Origin of the sequence: Kribbella speibonae, assembly GCF_004331375.1 — a bacterium.
Taxonomy (GTDB): Bacteria; Actinomycetota; Actinomycetes; order Propionibacteriales; family Kribbellaceae; genus Kribbella; species Kribbella sindirgiensis.
Map to the genome: position 1 here is coordinate 245,437 of NZ_SJKC01000003.1, position 17,884 is coordinate 263,320.

Annotated in this window: 13 protein-coding genes; 8 read left to right on the forward strand and 5 right to left on the reverse strand. The window is 68.9% G+C overall.

The window, feature by feature from the left end; all coding sequences use genetic code 11:
• Positions 1 to 118 precede the first annotated feature (118 nt).
• Both E0H92_RS22455 and E0H92_RS22460 read right to left on the reverse strand, forming a co-directional pair.
• On the reverse strand, positions 119 to 1,318 hold the full coding sequence (locus E0H92_RS22455; RefSeq protein WP_131497625.1) for a glycosyltransferase: 1,200 nt from the start codon (positions 1,316 to 1,318) through the stop codon (positions 119 to 121).
• Positions 1,315 to 2,439, reverse strand: coding sequence for a glycosyltransferase family 4 protein (locus tag E0H92_RS22460; protein ID WP_202873769.1), 1,125 nt, complete (start codon positions 2,437 to 2,439; stop codon positions 1,315 to 1,317). The genes E0H92_RS22455 and E0H92_RS22460 overlap by 4 nt, the downstream gene beginning before the upstream one ends.
• Before the next feature lie 130 nt (positions 2,440 to 2,569).
• Between E0H92_RS22460 and E0H92_RS22465 the strand changes: the two genes are divergently transcribed.
• Positions 2,570 to 3,790: a hypothetical protein gene (locus E0H92_RS22465; RefSeq protein ID WP_131497626.1), complete on the forward strand. Its 1,221-nt coding sequence runs from the start codon at positions 2,570 to 2,572 to the stop codon at positions 3,788 to 3,790.
• Positions 3,791 to 3,832: 42 nt separating this feature from the next.
• Here E0H92_RS22465 and E0H92_RS22470 read toward each other — a convergent pair whose 3' ends face one another.
• Entirely contained in the window at positions 3,833 to 6,943 is a 3,111-nt protein-coding gene (locus E0H92_RS22470) for a M14 family metallopeptidase (RefSeq protein WP_131497627.1), read from the reverse strand.
• Positions 6,944 to 7,097: 154 nt separating this feature from the next.
• Between E0H92_RS22470 and E0H92_RS22475 the strand changes: the two genes are divergently transcribed.
• Positions 7,098 to 8,672, forward strand: a complete 1,575-nt coding sequence (locus E0H92_RS22475; protein WP_131497628.1) for an acyl-CoA mutase large subunit family protein — start codon at positions 7,098 to 7,100, stop codon at positions 8,670 to 8,672.
• Positions 8,673 to 8,892: 220 nt separating this feature from the next.
• On the opposite strand, the gene E0H92_RS22480 is transcribed toward E0H92_RS22475, so the two are convergent.
• On the reverse strand, positions 8,893 to 10,074 hold the full coding sequence (locus E0H92_RS22480) for an amidohydrolase (RefSeq protein ID WP_131460312.1): 1,182 nt from the start codon (positions 10,072 to 10,074) through the stop codon (positions 8,893 to 8,895).
• Between the two features lie 299 nt (positions 10,075 to 10,373).
• On the opposite strand from E0H92_RS22480, the gene E0H92_RS22485 reads away from it, so the two are divergent.
• From E0H92_RS22485 to E0H92_RS22510, 6 genes are all read left to right on the forward strand, one after another.
• On the forward strand, positions 10,374 to 11,450 hold the full coding sequence (locus E0H92_RS22485) for a BMP family lipoprotein (RefSeq protein ID WP_131460311.1): 1,077 nt from the start codon (positions 10,374 to 10,376) through the stop codon (positions 11,448 to 11,450).
• A 95-nt stretch (positions 11,451 to 11,545) separates the two neighbouring features.
• Positions 11,546 to 13,096: an ABC transporter ATP-binding protein gene (locus tag E0H92_RS22490; protein ID WP_131460310.1), complete on the forward strand. Its 1,551-nt coding sequence runs from the start codon at positions 11,546 to 11,548 to the stop codon at positions 13,094 to 13,096.
• The gene (locus E0H92_RS22495; RefSeq protein WP_131460309.1) at positions 13,096 to 14,298 is read left to right on the forward strand and encodes an ABC transporter permease; all 1,203 of its coding nucleotides are present in this window, start codon (positions 13,096 to 13,098) and stop codon (positions 14,296 to 14,298) included. Before E0H92_RS22490 ends, E0H92_RS22495 begins: the two co-directional genes overlap by 1 nt.
• Positions 14,295 to 15,584 (forward strand): ABC transporter permease, encoded by a 1,290-nt coding sequence (locus E0H92_RS22500; protein ID WP_131460308.1) that lies wholly within the window; start codon positions 14,295 to 14,297, stop codon positions 15,582 to 15,584. The genes E0H92_RS22495 and E0H92_RS22500 overlap by 4 nt, the downstream gene beginning before the upstream one ends.
• Entirely contained in the window at positions 15,562 to 15,969 is a 408-nt protein-coding gene (locus E0H92_RS22505) for a cytidine deaminase (protein ID WP_131497629.1), read from the forward strand. The genes E0H92_RS22500 and E0H92_RS22505 overlap by 23 nt, the downstream gene beginning before the upstream one ends.
• Positions 15,966 to 17,246: a thymidine phosphorylase gene (locus E0H92_RS22510; protein ID WP_202873771.1), complete on the forward strand. Its 1,281-nt coding sequence runs from the start codon at positions 15,966 to 15,968 to the stop codon at positions 17,244 to 17,246. Before E0H92_RS22505 ends, E0H92_RS22510 begins: the two co-directional genes overlap by 4 nt.
• Here the strand turns inward: E0H92_RS22510 and E0H92_RS22515 are convergent, their stop codons facing one another.
• Positions 17,247 to 17,882 carry a hypothetical protein gene (locus tag E0H92_RS22515; RefSeq protein ID WP_131497631.1) on the reverse strand — a complete coding sequence of 212 codons (636 nt, stop codon included), beginning with the start codon at positions 17,880 to 17,882 and terminating at the stop codon, positions 17,247 to 17,249.
• Between the last annotated feature and the right edge of the window lie 2 nt (positions 17,883 to 17,884).

The following is a 17,884-nucleotide window of genomic DNA, read 5'->3' on the forward strand; positions in this document are numbered from 1 at the left end:
GACTCCGGCGCACCCCGAGTGGCACCGGCGAAAGGGAAAGAAGTACAGCTTTACCGGGCCTGACCGCAACCCTGTTGCCACTTCGTGCAAGCGGGATCAGCGGGCTGTGGCGATGCGCTTACGCAGCGAGGCGGGACTGGGTGAGGCGGGTGTGGAGGGCGAGCATGTGGTCGACGCAGGTTTGCCAGTTGTAGAGCTCGGCGCGGTGGCGGGCGGCCGGGCGGCGGTGGGGGAGGTCGGCCAGGGCGAGGACGGCGTCGGCGAGGGCTGCGGGGTTGGCGGGGGCCCAGCGGCCGCAGGTTTCGTCGACGAGTTCGCGGGCGCCGCCGGTGTTGGCGGTGACGACCGGGGTGCCGGCGGCGAGGGCCTCTAGGACGGCCAGGCCGAAGGTCTCGCCGGGGCAGACGGACAGGGCGATGTCGGCCTCGGCGAGGTGCTTGGCGAGGGTACGGCGGCCGTCGACGTACCCGTGGAACGTGACGGGCGCGTCCCCGGCGATCTCGATCAGCTCGTCGAGGTGCGGGCCGGTGCCGTAGACGTCCATCCGCACGTTCACGCCGCGGCGGTGCAGCTCGGCGGCGGTGGCGACCGCGAGATGCGGGCTCTTCTCGCGGGACAGCCGGCCCGCGTGCACCAGCTTCAGTACGCCGTCGTCGACCGGTTCGCCCAGCGACGGGTGGAACGTGTCGAGGTCGACCCCGAGCGGGATCCGGACCAGCGGTGTCGTCACCTCGTCGAACTCGGCTGCGGCGTAGCGCGAGGTCACCACGACGGCGTCGTACGTGCGGCCGAGGATCTTGTACAGCGCGGCGACGGTCGCGACCATCCCGAGCTGGCTGTACTTGACCCCGTCGCCACCCCATTTGACCGGCCGCTCGCCGAGCATCCGGCCGGGACGCAGTACGTCGTTGCCGCCGAGCTGACCCGGACGGGCTGCGCCGAGCGCGAGCATCGCGTCCAGCCGCTCGTGGCTGAACAGGACCGTGCCGATGTCGTTCTTGCGGGCCCAGCGCGCCACCGGGAGCAGCGTCGACTTGTCGGAGATCTCGACCGTGGTGGGCCGGAACCGCTTCAGTACGTCGACCACGGTCCACGGCGTCGTGATCAGCCGGTACCCGCCGCTCACCTTCGGCGCCTTGACCCGGACGATCGTGCCCAGCTCGGTCTCGACCACGGAGTCCTTCTCGCCCGGCGTGATCACGATCCGCTCGGCGCCGGCCTCGACGTACCCCTGGCCGATGTGCTCGATCGCGGTCCGCATCCCACCGGACGTCGGCCCGACGAAGTTGGCCAGCTGGGCGATGCGCAATCCCGTCATGCCACCCGCCGGACGGCCGCGGCCTCTTGGAGTACTTCGGCGTAGTGGCGATCGACGAGGTCGTCGACGACGGCCGGCCAGGTGCGGGACTGCACGCGCTGCAGGCCGCTTGCGGCCATCCGTCCGCGGGCCGTCGGGTGGTCCAGAAGCGTCTTCACCGCGGATCGCAGCGAGCCGGGCTTGCCGGGCTCGAACAGCAGGCCGTTCTCGCCCGGGTGGATCAGGTCGAGCGGTCCGCCCGCGGCCGGGCCGACGGTCGCGACGCCGGAGGCCTGCGCCTCCTGGATCGTCTGGCAGAACGTCTCGTGCTCACCGGTGTGCACGAACACGTCCAGCCCGGCGAAGATCGACGCCAGGTCGGCGCCCCGGCGCATCCCGAGGAAGGTTGCCGTCGGCAACGCGTGTTCCAGGGCGGCGCGGTCCGGGCCGTCGCCGACGATCACGATCCGGCAGTCCAGGTCGGTCAGCTCGGCGAGTCGCCGGACCTTCTTCTCAGCCGCCAGCCGGCCGACGTACCCGACGATCGGCCGGCCGTCCGGGGAGATCTCCCGGCGCCACCGCTCGTCACGGTTCGATGGGTCGAACAGGTCGAGGTTCACGCCGCGGCCCCAGCGGTGCACCCGCGGTACGCCGCGCTGCACCAGCGCGTCGACGGCCGAGGTCGACGGCGCGAGGGTGCGGTCGGCGCGGGAGTGCGTACGGGTCACCCAGCGCCAGATCCCGCGGTCCGCGGCGGCGTACCAGGGGTACTGGCGGGCGAAGCCGGCGATATCGGTCTGGAAGATCGCGACCGTCGGTACGCCGAGCTTGCGGGCCGCCCGCAGCCCGTACGCGCCGATGATGAACGGCGAGGCGAGATGCACCAGGTCGGGCCGGAAGTCGGCCATCGCCCGCTCGATCGACGGGTCCGGCAGACCGACCGGGTACTCCTTGTAACCCGGCGTACGGAAACTCCGGGCGCGGAGCACCGGGACGTCACCGTAGCTGTCGGGACCCGGTCCGGGGGCGATGATCAGCAGGTCGTGCCCGCGGGCACGCAGCCGGTCGGCGACGTGGCGAGCCGTGTTCGCCACGCCATTGATCTGCGGCAGGAAGGTCTCGGCCACCATCACGATTCGCACACTTCGAAGGTTCCTCACCGACCATGAACTCTGGGCGACGCGTCCGTGACACCGCGTCGAGGCCCTGTCGACAGGTGCGGGGCCTTGAAGTGTCCTTCAGGTTGCCACCGGGCTGTGCTTGGTTAGTCGCATGCGAAATCTGGGGGTCGTTGTCGCGGTGCTGATCGTGGGTTCGGGGGTGATCGGGTTCGCCGCGCTGTGGTGGTGGGCCGGACGGGCGGTCGACCGGAACCAGGGCAAGGCGTCGATCAGCTGGTGGGGCACGCGGAACGGTTGGCGATACACGAACGGGACCGACGGGCTCCTCGATCGCTTCCACGGCGCGCCGTTCGACGAGGGGACCAGCCACGACGTCCAGGACCTGCTGTCCGGAAGCACGATCGCGGGCCGGCCTGCGCTGCTGATGCAGTTCAGCTGGTACCACGCGCCGGACCTGCCGCAGGGCAAGGAGACCGGTGCGAGCGGCCTCCGCAGCGGAGTGTGCGCGGCGGCGGTGGTCGAGCTGCCGACCGCGTTACCCGCTCTGTCCGTACGGCGTTCCGCGCTCGGTGGAGGTATCGACTTCGAGAGCGGCCGGTTCAACGAGGCGTTCCGGGTGGAGGGTGCGGACCTGAAGTTCGCGCACGACGTGGTGAACCCGCGGGTGATGGAACTGCTGCTGGACGACCCGGCGGCGCCGACGTTCCGGATCGAGGGGCCGATGCTGGTCGTCTGGCGGGAAGGGAAGGTGACCGATGCCAAGGTCCTTCGTGAGCTGGCCGAGTTCACGGCGCGCCTGCTGGAGCTGATCCCCGCGTTCGCGCTCGAAGGCGGATCGCCTGGCGACGGTCCGATCTCGACGATGCCGCCCGAACTCCTCGGTGAGCCGCCGTCCGGGGCGATCGCGTTCCTGCAGAAGCTCGAGTACCGCGGTCACCAGATCGAGCGGTACGAGCATGTGTCGGAGATGTGGCAGCAGAAGAACTGGGCGATCGTGGTCAAGATCGATGTGCCCTGGGTGTGGCCGGTCTGTGTGTCGGCCTCGAAGGCGCTGGTGCCATCCGGGGTGAGGCCGCGGTTCGACGACGAGTACCTGACCGGCGATCCGGCGTACGACGAACTGTTCGCCACGGGCACGCCGCAGCCCGATTTCGCCAAGGTGCTGTTCACCCCGCAGTTCACCGACTTCCTCGCCAACGATCCGCGGGCGCTCCGCGCGATGCTCGTCTGCAAGGGCGAGAACTATCGCGCGCAGCTGTGCGTGATGACCCATGGCCGTCTCGCCGACCAGGAACTGGCCGACACGCTGACCGACCTGGTGTGCGACGTGCGTGAGCGGCTGCCGGCCGAGACACTCGCGTTCCGCTGGTAGGAACCGGCCGCCCTGGCCGTGGAGACCAGGGCGGCCGATCGGCTACGGCGTACTGAACAGGTGAATCATCGACCGGCGGACCAGGTCGTTGCGCATCGCCTGCGTGGTCAGGCCTTCGGTGCCGAATCCGACGTACACGGTGTCTCTGGTCGTGACGCCGGCTCCTTCGAGGAAGGCGGTGGTGGTGCGGATCCAGTCGTTCGGGTTCGCCGCCGAGCCAGGTGGCGGACCGGCCACGGCCCAGCCGCCGAGGTCGGTCTCGAACGACGTCGTCACGGTCGTGCCGGCCGTGACCGTCGTGTCGTCGACGAACGCGCCGAGGCCCTGGGTTCCCCAGTCACTGACGTAGCTGATCGAGAGTTCGACCTGCTTCCCGGCGTACGGCGCGAGATCGACCTTCCAGTCCTGCCAGCCCGCGCTGGAACCGGTTGCCGCGTTCCAGATTCCGGTGGTGCCGACCGGTGAGCAGTCGGTGCCCTGGTAGTGCCCGAGCTGTGGATGCAGAGCCGCGACCCATCCGGCCGGGCAGCTCTGGCCGGTGTCCTGTGCCGTGTGGCCGTTCAGGTCCGGCAGCGTCGTCCAGTCGTCCTGACCGACGGTGTGGGCCTCGACGAAGACGTAGTCCCAGTCCGCCTCGGTGTCGTAGGAGAACTTGAACGCCAAGGACGGCTGGTCCGCGGCGGTCACACTGGCCAGATCCACGGTGCGGGTCAGCCGTTTGTAGCTGATGTCGCCCCGCTGGCTGTACACGTACTGCGAACCCGTGACCGGCTCGAACGGCGCAGAGCCGGGCCGATCCCACTTCAGGGGCGCCGAGCTCGCGAACTGCGGGAACTGTGCCGTGGGCAACACACTCGACGTCAGGACGAACGCTGCCGTGTGGTCCTGGTTGTTCGCCGAGTCGCCGCCGTTGAGAGTTCCGGCGTACCCGTTGAAGGCGCCGGAAACCCCGAGGATCGGGAACGGGTTCCCGTCCGGGTCGCTACCGCTGTTGTCGACGTAGCTGTAGGCGCCCAGCCAGTACTGCTCGAAGTCGTTCAGCAGCTGGATGCACGGATACAGCGTTGGCGTGGTGCACTCACCTTGCTGCTCCTCGAACGGGTTGTACCAGTACGCGCCGTCCTGACTGCTTGCGTAGCTCGCGTACTTTCCGGTGTGCAGGAGCTTGCCGCCCTCGTTGAGGTAGTCGCGGACGGACAGCTCGAGGTCGAGGGCCAGTTCGGCCGCCGTACCTGCGACCTGGCCGACCTCGCGCGTGATGATGTCGTCGCCGGTCTCCCACACGACCGCCTTGTAGTGCGAGAGAACGCCGAGGTGGTGCGGCGCGGTCCGGTTGTTCGCGTCCACGTCGTACACGTCCGAGGAGATCCCGCTCGCGGCGAGCGCTGCGGCGTACTCGTCGGCGTACTTGGCGGTGGCGACGCCCTGGGCCGGGCTGAGGCCGGTCGTGTCCTCGGCGGCCAGGATCAGCACCTTCCCGCCGATATCGGTCGACACCTTGTAGGTGAAGTGATCGCTGGCGACCGCGCCCTTGCCGGGCTTGAAGCCGCTGAACCAGACCTCGACCGAGTCGCCAGGTTTGGTACGTCGTACCGTGCCGCGGAACTCGGCGTAGTAGTGGTCGTCGGAGTTGCCGTAGCGCTCCCCGCCCTTCCACTCCGACACCTTGTCACTGACCGTGCGGCCGCCGTTGACCTTGTAGTTGAGCTGCAGGTTCTTCAACGCCCGCTTGGCCGTCACCGCGACCGGCTGGGTGGTTCCGTACGAGACCTCGAACGGGTCGGCGACCAGATCGGCGGCCGTCGCGCCGACCACGGACACCGGGTCGTCGGGATCGTGCGAGGACTTCGCGACCGACAGCGCGAACGGGATGTTCTTGGCGAACTCGGCCTGGATCAGGGTCTCGTCGTCGGGGAACGTGAAGACGCTGATGCAGTCCTCGGGCTTCCACTGGTCGTTGGGATCCACGGCCGACGCGCTCTGGCAGGTCGACATCTCCGGCGTGAACGCGAGCGTGCCGTACCTGTTCGTCGCGTGCCCGTCGGTCTCGCCGTTGGTGGTGTAGAGCTCGGCGGAGATGTCCGGGTCGTAGCCCGGGACAGCCGGGTTCGCGTCGTCGCCGGCCATCGCCGCGGAGATGACGTCATCCGGCGAAGGCGTGCTGACCTGCCAGCCGACGCCGTACAGAATGAGCTGCGCGGCCGAGTGGTAGTTGATCAGCTCGGTGAAGCGGACCCGGTTGAACAGGCCGTCGAGGGCCTTGGTCTCCGGCTCGGAGTTCGGGCCGCTGCCGCGGTAGGTGTCACTGATCGGATCGGGGGACGAGCCCTCGTTGTCGTAACCCCACTTGGTCGCGAGGTTGCGGTTCAGGTCGACGCCGTCGCCGGGGGCGATGGTCCCGTCGCCGTTGTTGTCGCGGAGGTTCTTCCGCCACAGCCGGTCCCCGGTGAACGTGTAGTCGTAGCCGTCGGGGTTGGCGACCGGCATGAACCACAGTTCGGTGGTGTTGACCAGCTTGGTGATCTCGGCGTTGCTGCCGTAGTTGTCGAGGACGTGGTGGAGCAGCCGGCGGACCATCTCGGGGGTGATCCACTCGCGCGCGTGCTGGGCGCCCATGTACAGCACCGACGGACGCGTACCGTCCTTGGACTGACGGGCGTTCTTGGTCACCTTGACGGCGAGCATCGGCTTGCCCTGCACCGTCGTACCGACCCGGACCAACTTGGCCAGCGCCGGATTGGCGGCCGCTGTCGTGCTCAGCTCCTCGGCGAGCCCACCGGCGCCGCTGTAAGGGCGGAACACCGTCGGGCCGGCCAGTGCGAGCCGGGCGGCCTCGTCCGAGGCGTCGCGGCCCTTCACCTGCTTGACCTTCAGGTCGACGCCGTCGGAACGGAGCTTGTCGGCCTGCCGGTCGGTGATGACGACTTCGACCTTGGCCTTGCCGTCGGCGGTCCGTCCGGTGGTCAGGCCCTCGCGATCCACGCCGATGTCCGCCAGCTTCTGCAGTTGCTGCGGATCCAGTTCGCCGACGTAGACCTCCAGGCCGTCACCCCCCGGCCCTGGTGCTGCGGTCGCTGCCGGCCCTGCGGCCAGCGCCCCCGCTACGACTGCCAGTACTGCTAGTCCTGTGATGAGAACAGGAGATCTACGCATGTCGCCCCTCCCCGGTCGACGGTGCATACTGTGACGCAGCCTCCTGTGACCCAAGTCACAAGTCAACAGCCCGTGGTCTCCAATCACCTGGCGTGCTCGATCTCACCCGGGCTGTGCATACCAGTGGGAGTGTGGTTCGGCCTACGGTTGGAGGATGAGTCATCGGAGCGAGTCGGGGTTCGAGTTCGCGCCGGTGTACGGGCCGCTGGACGGGTTCGACGCCGGGGCGAAGCTGGGGGAGCCGGGGCAGTTCCCGTACACCCGCGGCGTGTACCCGACGATGTACACCCAGCGGCCGTGGACGATGCGGCAGTACGCCGGGTTCGGGACCGCGGCCGAGTCGAACCAGCGGTACCACCAGCTGATCGACCACGGGACCATGGGACTGTCGGTCGCGTTCGACCTGCCGACCCAGATGGGGTACGACTCCGACGCCCCGATCGCGCACGGCGAGGTCGGCAAGGTCGGGGTGGCGATCGACTCGATCGACGACATGCGGGTGCTGTTCGACAAGATCCCGCTGGACCAGGTGTCCACCTCGATGACGATCAACGCGCCCGGGTCGGTGCTTTTGCTGCTCTACCAGTTGGTCGCCGAGGAGCAGGGCGTCTCCGGTGACAAGCTCACCGGCACGATCCAGAACGACGTACTGAAGGAGTACATCGCCCGCGGCACCTACATCTACCCGCCGAAGGAGTCGTTGCGGCTGATCTCGGACATCTTCGCCTATTGCCAGACGGAGCTGCCGCGCTGGAACACGATCTCGATCTCCGGCTACCACATGGCCGAGGCCGGGGCGACGCCCGCGCAGGAGATCGCGTTCACGCTCGCGAACGGCATCGAGTACGTCCGCGCCGCGGTCGCCTCCGGGTTGGACGTGGACGAGTTCGCGCCGCGTCTCTCGTTCTTCTTCGTCGCGCGGACGACGTTGCTCGAGGAGGTCGCGAAGTTCCGGGCGGCACGGCGGATCTGGGCGCGGGTGATGCGGGATACCTTTGGTGCCGAGAACCCCAAGTCGTTGATGCTGCGGTTCCACACCCAGACGGCCGGGGTGCAGCTGACCGCGCAGCAGCCCGAGGTGAACCTGGTACGGGTCGCGATCCAGGGGTTGGCCGCCGTACTCGGTGGGACCCAGTCGCTGCACACGAACTCGTACGACGAGGCGATCGCGCTCCCGACCGAGAAGGCGGCCCGCCTCGCGCTGCGTACGCAGCAGGTCCTCGCCTACGAGACCGACGTCACGGCGACGGTCGACCCGTTCGCCGGCTCGTATGTTGTCGAGTCGCTCACCGACGAGGTCGAGGAGGCGGCGGTCGCGTTGATGGAGCAGGTGGAGGAGTACGGCGGGGCGGTCGCGGCGATCGAGAAGGGGTACCAGAAACAGGAGATCGAGCGTTCGGCGTACCAGATCGCGCAGGAGATCGACTCCGTCGAGCGGGTGGTCGTCGGGATGAACAAGTTCAAGATCACGGACGAGGAGCCGTACGAACCGCTGCGCGTCGACCCCGCCATCGAAGCCCAGCAGGTTGCCCGCCTCGCCACCCTCCGAGCCACCCGCGACCAGACCGCGGTCGACGAGGCCCTGACCGCCCTCAAAAAAGCTGCCGAGGGCAACGACAACTGCCTCCACCCCATGAAACAAGCCCTAAAAGCCCGAGCCACCGTAGGCGAAGTCTGCAACACCCTCCGAGAAGTCTGGGGCATCTACATCCCCGCCGACACCTTCTAACCGACACCGCTCCGCGGCGGCTGTTTGGTTGCCGCCTTCGGCGGGGTGCGCGTGGGGTGGTGCTGAGCTGGTGCGGTGGCGCCGGGTGCTGTCACGGGTCGGTGGGTGTCGCGGCACAGGAATGGATATCCCCTCGTGTTGGGGGTTCTCCCCTCGCACACCAGCGGAGAACCCCCACGCCGAGGGGATAACCCCTCTTGTGCCGCCCGGGGAGCGACGCTCAGTCGAGGAGGGCGGTGGTGGTTAGGAGGGTGGTGCCTACGGTGATGGCTTCTTCGGAGGGGTCGAAGCCGGGGGTGTGGAGGTCGGGGGCGGTTTCTTGGGTGGGTGGGCGGACGCCTAGGCGGGCCATGGCGCCGGGGACGTCATCGAGGTACCAGGCGAAGTCTTCGCCGCCGAGGCTCTGGTCGGTGGGGGCGATGGCGCTGGAGCCGAGGGTTTGGTGGACGGCGTTCTGCAGGACGTTGATCGCGTGGGCGTCGTTCATCACGGGCGGTACGCCGCGGGTGACCTCGGTGTCGACCTCGACGCCGTACGGCGCGACGATCTGGGCGGCCAGTGACGGGATGAGTTCCTCGGCGAGTCGCCACGCGTTGACGTCGAGGCAGCGCAGGGTGCCTTCGGCCTCGCCGCGGGACGGGATCGCGTTGGCGGCGGAGCCGGACGTGATGCGGCCCCAGACGAGGGACATGCCGGCGCGGGGGTCGACGCGGCGGGAGAGCGCAGCGGGGAGCTCCGAGACCAGGGTCGCCAGCGCGTAGACCAGGTCGGCGGTGAGGTGCGGCCGGGAGGTGTGGCCGCCGGGGCCGGTGAGCCGGACGAGCAGCCGGTCGGCGGCAGCGGTCAGTGCGCCGACGCGCAGGCCGACCTGGCCCACCTGCAGCCGCGGATCGCAGTGCAGACCGTAGATCCGCCGTACGCCGTCCAGACCGCCCGCCGCGATCACCCCGAGCGCACCACCGGGCATGACCTCCTCGGCGGGCTGGAAGATGACACGGACCCGCCGGTCGAGGTTCCCGTCGCGCGCCATCCCGGCCAGTACGAGCGCCGCACCGAGCAGCGCGGAGGTGTGTACGTCGTGACCGCACGCGTGAGCCACCCCGTCGAGGGTCGACCGCCACGGCGCCTCCACGCCGTCCGGCACCGGCAGGGCGTCGATGTCGGCGCGCAGCGCGACGCAGGTGTCGCCGGACCCGATGTCGCAGATCAGCCCGGTCCCGGTCGGCAGCACCCGCGGCGACAGCCCGGCCTCGATGAGCCGCTTCTCGAGCAGTTCGGTCGTCCGCACCTCGTGCCACCCGAGCTCCGGGTGCGCGTGCAGATCGCGCCGTACGTCGACCATGTCCTCACGGACCGCCTCGACCCGCGCCAGCACGTCTGCGACCAGTAGCTGATGACTCATCCCGAGATTGTGACAGCACGGGTACGCCGGGACGCGCCGAGCCCACCGCTCTTCACCGGCTGTGATCGCCACGCTCGGTGAGCGCGACCACGGAGCGTGCGCACGGTGACCTGGGAAGCGCGGGCGGTGACCACACCGGAGAAGTTGTCGAAATGTGACGCGGATGCCGGTCACTTTCCGGTATCGAGGCCTGCTTGACGTTCAAAGAAACACTGACCGCGCCCTATAGTCTGCGGATGCGGCACGTGGGGGAAGGCGTGCGGCGGGTCAACGTATCTGGTCGACGAAGGAGACTTCCGGTGAAGAAGTACGTGCGGGGAACGGCGATCGTGGGCGTGCTGACGCTCGCCGTCGCCGCGTGTGGCAGCAAGCCGACCGAGGAGAACGCAGGCGGTAGCGCCAACAAGGACTTCAAGGCCTGCATGGTCTCCGACTCCGGGGGCTTCGACGACAAGTCGTTCAACCAGACCTCGTACAAGGGCCTGCAGGACGCGGTGAAGGAAAAGGGCCTGACCGAGGTCAAGGCGGAGTCGAAGTCGGACAACGACTACCCGACCAACATGACCGCGATGGTGAGTGCCAAGTGCAACATCATCGTCTCGGTCGGCTTCAAGCTCGAGGACGCCACCGACAAGGCGGCCGTGGCCAACCCGTCGATCAAGTTCGCGATCGTCGACTCGGCGCCGGCGAAGCCGATCGAGAACGTGAAGCCGCTGGCCTTCAACACCGCGCAGTCGAGCTTCCAGGCCGGGTACCTGGCCGCCGCGATGAGCAAGTCCGGCAAGGTCGGCACGTTCGGCGGCCTGAAGATCCCGACCGTGACGATCTTCATGGACGGCTTCGCCGAGGGCGTGCGCTACTACAACACGCAGAAGAGCAAGAACGTCCAGGTGCTCGGCTGGGACGACGCCAAGCAGGCGGGTCTGTTCACCGGTGACTTCGAGGACAAGGCCAAGGGCCAGAACAACGCGCAGAACCTGATCACCCAGGGCGCCGACGTGATCTTCCCGGTGGCCGGCCCGTCGGGTCTCGGCGGTCTGCAGGCGGCCAAGGCCAGCAACGGCAAGGTGAACGCGATCTGGGTCGACACCGACGGCTGCGAGAGCGCCGCGGAGTACTGCTCGGTGCTGCTCACCAGTGTTGCGAAGGGTATGGACGTCGCGGTCAAGGACGCCATCGTCTCGGTGGTCGACAACAAGTTCGACAACACCCAGTTCATCGGCACGCTGGAGAACGGCGGCACCAAGCTCGCGCCGTTCCACGAGTTCGACAGCAAGATCCCGGCGGACGTGAAGTCCGAGCTGGACCAGATCAAGGCCGACATCATCAGCGGCAAGATCACCGTCCAGTCGAAGGTTCAGCCGAAGGCATCCTGAACCACCGCTCACTTGCGTAGTACGGTGCGAGCCAGGAAGGCAGACCTACAGGTCGTCGCCTTCCTGGCTCGCCGTCTGAAGGGGAGGCTGCCCGCATGCACCTCGAGCTGTCAGGCCTGACCAAGAGTTTCGGCTCGCTGGTCGCCAACGACCACATCGACCTGGTCATCGAGCCGGGGGAGATCCACTGCCTGCTCGGTGAGAACGGGGCCGGCAAGAGCACGTTGATGAACATGCTCTACGGGCTGTTGCAGCCCGACTCGGGCGAGATCGTGATCGACGGCGAGAAGGTGCAGATCACCTCGCCGAGCGACGCGATCAAGCACGGGATCGGCATGGTCCACCAGCACTTCATGCTGGTCCCGGTGTTCACGGTCGCCGAGAACATCATGCTCGGCCGGGAGAACACCCGGGCCGGCGGCGTCCTGGACCGGAAGAAGGCGCACGCGCTGGTCACCGAGCTGTCCGACCGGTACGGGTTCGAGGTCGACCCCGAGGCGCTGGTGGAGGACATCCCGGTCGGGGTCCAGCAGCGGGTGGAGATCATCAAGGCGCTCACCAACGACGCCCGGGTGCTGATCCTGGACGAGCCGACCGCGGTGCTCACGCCGGCCGAGATCGACGAGCTGATCGGCGTCATGCGCCAGCTCAAGGAGAACGGCACCTCGATCGTCTTCATCACCCACAAGCTCAAAGAGGTCAAGGCGATCGCGGACAAGATCACCGTGATCCGCCGCGGCAAGGTGGTCGGGCAGGCGGAGCCGTCCGCGTCCGAGGAGGAGCTCGCCGAGCTGATGGTCGGCCGCGCCGTCGACCTGGTCGTGGACAAGGACCCGGCCGACCCGCAGGACGCCGTACTGCGGGTCGAGGGGCTGACCGTGATCGACGAGCGCGGGTTCACCGCCGTCGACGACGTGGACCTGGAGGTGCGCGCGGGCGAGATCCTCGCCGTGGCCGGTGTCCAGGGCAACGGCCAGACCGAGCTCGCCGAGGCGCTGCTCGGGCTGACGCCGATCGCGGCCGGCACGATCTCGCTGGACGGGCGCGACCTGACCGGCCGGACCACCCGGCAGCGACTCGACGCGGGGATCGGCTACGTTCCCGAGGACCGCTGGCACGACGGCTTCGTGGACTCGTTCTCGGTGGCCGAGAACCTGGTCCTGGACCTCTTCCGCAAGCCGCCGTTCGGCAACGGGCTGACGCTGCACACCGACGAGATCGAGAAGAACGCGGAAGCCCGGGTGGAGGAGTTCGACATCCGCACCCAGAGCGTCGACGACCCGTTGTCGTCGCTGTCCGGCGGCAACCAGCAGAAGGTCGTGCTGGCCCGTGAGCTGTCCCGTCCGCTGAAGCTGCTGGTCGCATCGCAGCCGACCCGCGGGGTGGATGTCGGCTCGATCGAGTTCCTGCACCAACGGATCGTGAAGGAGCGCGACAACGGTACGGCGGTCCTGATCGTGTCCACCGAGCTGGACGAGATCGCCGCGCTGGCCGACCGGGTCGCGGTGATGTACCGCGGGAAGGTGGTCGGCGTCGTACCGGCCGACACTCCCCGCGACGAACTGGGCCTGATGATGGCCGGCGCCTCGAAGTCGGAGGCGCACGATGTGGCGATCGAGAACCCGACGACCTTGGGAACCATCTGATGAGCACTGAGACAGAGGCCGCTCCGGCGCCCGTGCCGCCGGTCAAGGAGCCGCAGCGGCGGTCCGGCCTGCCGTCGTGGGCGATCCAGGGCCTGGTCTCGCTGAGCGCGATCGTGCTCGCCCTGCTGGTCGGGGCGATCCTGATCATCGTCGGCGACGAGCAGGTGCAGAGGGCGGTCGGGTACTTCGGCGCCGCGCCGATGGACACCGTCTCCGCCGCGCTGACCGCGGTCGGCGAGGCGTACAAGTCGCTGGCCGTCGGCGCGCTGGGCGGCTGGACGCCGATCAGCGAGTCGTTGACCCAGGCAACGCCGCTGATCTGCGGCGGTCTCGCGGTCTCGCTGGCGTTCCGCACCGGACTGTTCAACATCGGCGCCCAGGGCCAGCTGATCACGGGCGCGATCCTCGCGTCGTACGTCGGATTCGCGTGGCACCTGCCGCCGGTCCTGCACCTGGTCCTGGCGATCGTCGCCGGTCTGATCGGCGGCGCGATCTGGGGCGGCGTGGTCGGCCTGCTGAAGGCCCGGACCGGCGCGCACGAGGTGATCGTGACGATCATGCTGAACTACGTCGCGATCTACCTGCTCGCGTGGCTGCTGACCACGAAGACGTTCCAGCGTCCCGGGCGGACCGATCCGATCTCCCCGATCGTCGACAGCAACGCGCAGTACCCGAAGTTCGGCGACACCCGGTTGCACCTCGGCTTCGTGGTGGCGCTGGTGGCCGCGGTCTTCGTCTGGTGGCTGCTGAACCGCTCGACGATCGGCTTCGAGCTCCGCGCGGTCGGCGCGAACGCGGACGCGTCCCGGACCGCCGGTATGTCGGTCGGCCGCGCCTACGTGATCGCGATGGTCGTCGCCGGTGCGCTCGCCGGTCTGGCCGGGACCCAGCAGGTGCTCGGCACCGACCTGCCGCTGACCGACGGGGTCGCGGCCTCGGTCGGGTTCGACGCGATCACGGTCGCGCTGCTGGGACGCGGTACGCCGCTCGGCACCGTCCTGGCCGGTCTGCTGTTCGGCGCGCTGAACGCGGGCGGTCTGCAGATGCAGCTGATCACGCAGACGCCGCTGACCCTGACCACTGTCCTGCAGGCCGTGATCGTGCTGTTCGTCGCGGCCCCGGCCCTGGTGCGCTCGATCTTCCGCTTCCTGCCGAAGGAACGCGGAGCGGGCGCGGTTCTCGCGAAAGGCTGGAACGGATGAGCGAGACAACTCCGGACGCGGTCCCGGCGGCCGCGCCCAAGCCGCAGGTCATCGAGGCCCCGGCCGACCGGACCCGACGGCTGCGGGTCGGGGGCGTGATGGTCGTGTTCGCGCTGATCGGCCTCGCGCTGGCGGCGTTCACCAAGGGCGGAAAGGCGACGTTCCAGCTGGTCTCGGGCGATCTGGAGAACAACCTGCTCGGGGTGCCCGCGCAGCCGGTCGCGATCGTCCTCGGGATTCTCGGGGTCGGCGCGGCGGTCGCGTACGTCCTGCGCCAGGTCCCGCAGCGGTACGCCGGCTGGCTGGCCGCCGTCCTGGGGGTCGCCTTCATCGGCGCGTTCCTGTGCTGGGCGGCCGCGGGCAAGACGTTCCCGCTGGCCAACCAGTTCCAGGGCACGCTGAACTTCGCGACGCCGCTGATCCTCGGCGCGCTCGCCGGTGTGCTGTGCGAGCGGGCCGGTGTCATCAACATCGCGATCGAGGGCCAGTTCCTGGTCGGCGCCTTCACCGCCGCGCTCGTGTCCAGTACGACGAACAGTGCCACCGCGGCCCTGATCGCGGCGGCTGCGAGCGGCGTGGTGATGGCCGCACTGCTGGCCGTGTTCTCGATCAAGTACCTGGTCAACCAGGTCGTGCTGGGCGTCGTCCTGGTGGTCTTCGCGACCGGCATCACGGGCTTCCTGTTCGACCAGTTCATGCAGCCGGACGCGGAGAAGCTGAACACGCCGAACGTGCTGTCGGCGGTGAAGATCCCGGGCCTGGCCGACATCCCGTTCATCGGGCCGATCCTGTTCAACCAGACGATCCTGGTCTACCTGACCTACCTCGCGGTCGCCGTCGTCACGTTCGTGCTGTTCCAGACCCGCTGGGGCCTGCGGATCCGCGCGGTCGGCGAGCACCCGAAGGCGGCCGACACGGTCGGCATCAAGGTCAAGCGGATCCGGTACTCCGCGGTCCTCACGGCCGGCGTCCTGGCCGGCCTCGGCGGCGCGTTCTTCACCGTCGGGTACGCCGGTTCGTTCGCCAAGGAGATGACCGCGGGCAACGGGTTCATCGCCCTGGCCGCGCTGATCATGGGGCGCTGGCACCCGATCGGCGCGACGGTGGCGGCGCTGTTCTTCGGTTTCGCGACCCAGTTGCAGTCCCAGCTCCAGATCATCCAGACCCCGATCCCGGGCGAGCTGCTGCTGATGGCGCCGTACCTGGCCACCATCATCGCGGTCGCCGGCCTGGTCGGCCGGGTCAGAGCACCGAAGGCGGACGGTGAACCCTACGTCACCGAGTGAGGTCGACTGGGACGCGTTGCGCGCGGTGGCCGTCGACATGATGCACCGCGCGTACGCGCCGTACTCGCACTTCCCGGTGGGCGCCGCGGCGTACGCCGACGACGGACGGATCGTTGCCGGGTGCAACGTGGAGAATGCCTCGTACGGGTTGACGTTGTGCGCCGAGTGCGGGCTGGTGTCGGACCTGCACCGGACCGGCGGCGGACGGCTGGTCGCGTTCACGTGCGTCGACCGGCACGAGCATCTGCTGACACCGTGCGGACGGTGCCGGCAACTGTTGCACGAGAACGGCGGGCCGGGGCTGCTGATCGAGACCGCGACCGGGGTCCGGCCGCTGCGCGAACTGCTGCCGGACGCGTTCGGGCCCGAGTTTCTGGAGGAATGATGAGTTTCGACGCGGTGGATGTGATCCGGGCCAAGCGTGACCGGGGCGAGCTGAGCGACGGGCAGATCGACTGGGTGATCGACGCCTACACCAAGGGCGAGGTCGCCGACGAGCAGATGTCCGCGCTGGCGATGGCGATCCTGCTGAACGGGATGAACCGGCGCGAGATCGCCCGCTGGACGGCGGCGATGATCGCGTCCGGCGAGCGGATGGACTTCGGCAAGCTGTCCCGGCCGACCGCGGACAAGCACTCGACCGGCGGTGTCGGCGACAAGATCACGTTGCCGCTGGCCCCGTTGGTGGCGGCCTGTGGGGTCGCCGTACCGCAGCTGTCCGGCCGCGGGCTCGGGCACACCGGCGGCACGCTGGACAAGCTGGAGTCGATCCCCGGCTGGCGGGCGTCGCTGTCGAACGACGAGCTGATGCGGCAACTCGAGGACGTCGGCGCGGTGATCTGCGCGGCCGGTGACGGTCTGGCGCCGGCGGACAAGAAGCTGTACGCGCTGCGCGACGTGACCGGGACCGTCGAGGCGATTCCGCTGATCGCCAGCTCGATCATGAGCAAGAAGATCGCCGAGGGGACCGGCGCGCTGGTGCTGGACGTGAAGGTCGGCTCCGGCGCGTTCATGAAGGATCTGAAGGACGCCCGCGAGCTGGCCGAGACCATGGTTGCCCTGGGCACGGACGCCGGGGTGAAGACGGTTGCCCTGCTCACCGACATGTCCGTTCCGCTGGGGCTGACCGCCGGAAACGCCCTGGAGGTGCGCGAATCGGTCGAGGTGCTGGCCGGTGGCGGACCCGCCGACGTGATCGAACTGACCGTTGCCCTGGCCAACGAGATGCTCGAAGCGGCCGGCGTCACCGGCGTCGACCCGGCCGAGAAGCTCCGGGACGGTACGGCGATGGACGCCTGGCGGGCGATGATCTCGGCCCAGGGCGGCGACCCCTCCGCCGAGCTCCCGGTCGCTCCCGAGCAGCACGTCGTACCGGCCCCGTCGTCCGGCGTACTGTCCAAGCTCGACGCCCTCGCGGTAGGTGTCGCAGCCTGGCGCCTCGGCGCGGGCCGGGCCCGCAAGGAGGACCCGGTGTCCGCGGTAGCCGGCGTCGAGATGCACGCCAAGCCCGGCGACCGCATCCAGGAGGGCCAACCACTCCTCACCCTCCACACCGACGACCCCACCCGCATCGAGCGCGCGCTGGAGTCCCTCACGGACGCCATCGCCGTCGCCGACTCCTACGAGCCCGGCCCTCTGGTGATCGACCGGATCACCGCCTGACTAGCTCGAGGTGGTGGTCAGGCGGGTGCGTTGTTCTTTGGCGAGGGCGGTGATGAGGGTGGTGTCCGGGGTGAGGTTGGTGCCCAGGGCGCCGGTTTCGCGGATGGTGAGTTCTACGACGATCGGGCCTACCGCGAGGCTGGCTTCGGCCAGGGCGACCGACTGGTCGGTGCCGCCGTCGTACTCGACGCCCGCGTCGGAGAGCGCGTTCGGGATGTTGAACGAGTGGTCGTGGACGTCCTGGTTCCAGAGACCGTTCTGGAGGGCCTTCGCCTTGGCTGGCGAGCCGGTCTTGAACAGTTGGACGGTGTAGCGCTTCTTCTTGTCGGGGCTGAGCCGGGTCGCCCGGTAGCCCTCGACGAAGCTCGCGTTCAGCAGCAGCGCGCGGTCCAGCGCCGGGTCGGCGGACCAGGTGGTCAGGTACGACGTCGCGGTGAACGGACCGGTGACGTTGCGCGGATCCGCGACGTACCCGCGGGGGAGCGCGACGAGTCCGGCGAGGACGCTCTCCGCTGACTTGTCTGCCGTACCTGACAGTGCGGAGTGCTTCGCCGCCGGCGTCTGGGCAGCGCCCGCCGATGCGCCGTCCTCACTCCCACAGGCGGTCACGCCCAGCAGCAAGGCCGTCACTACCATGG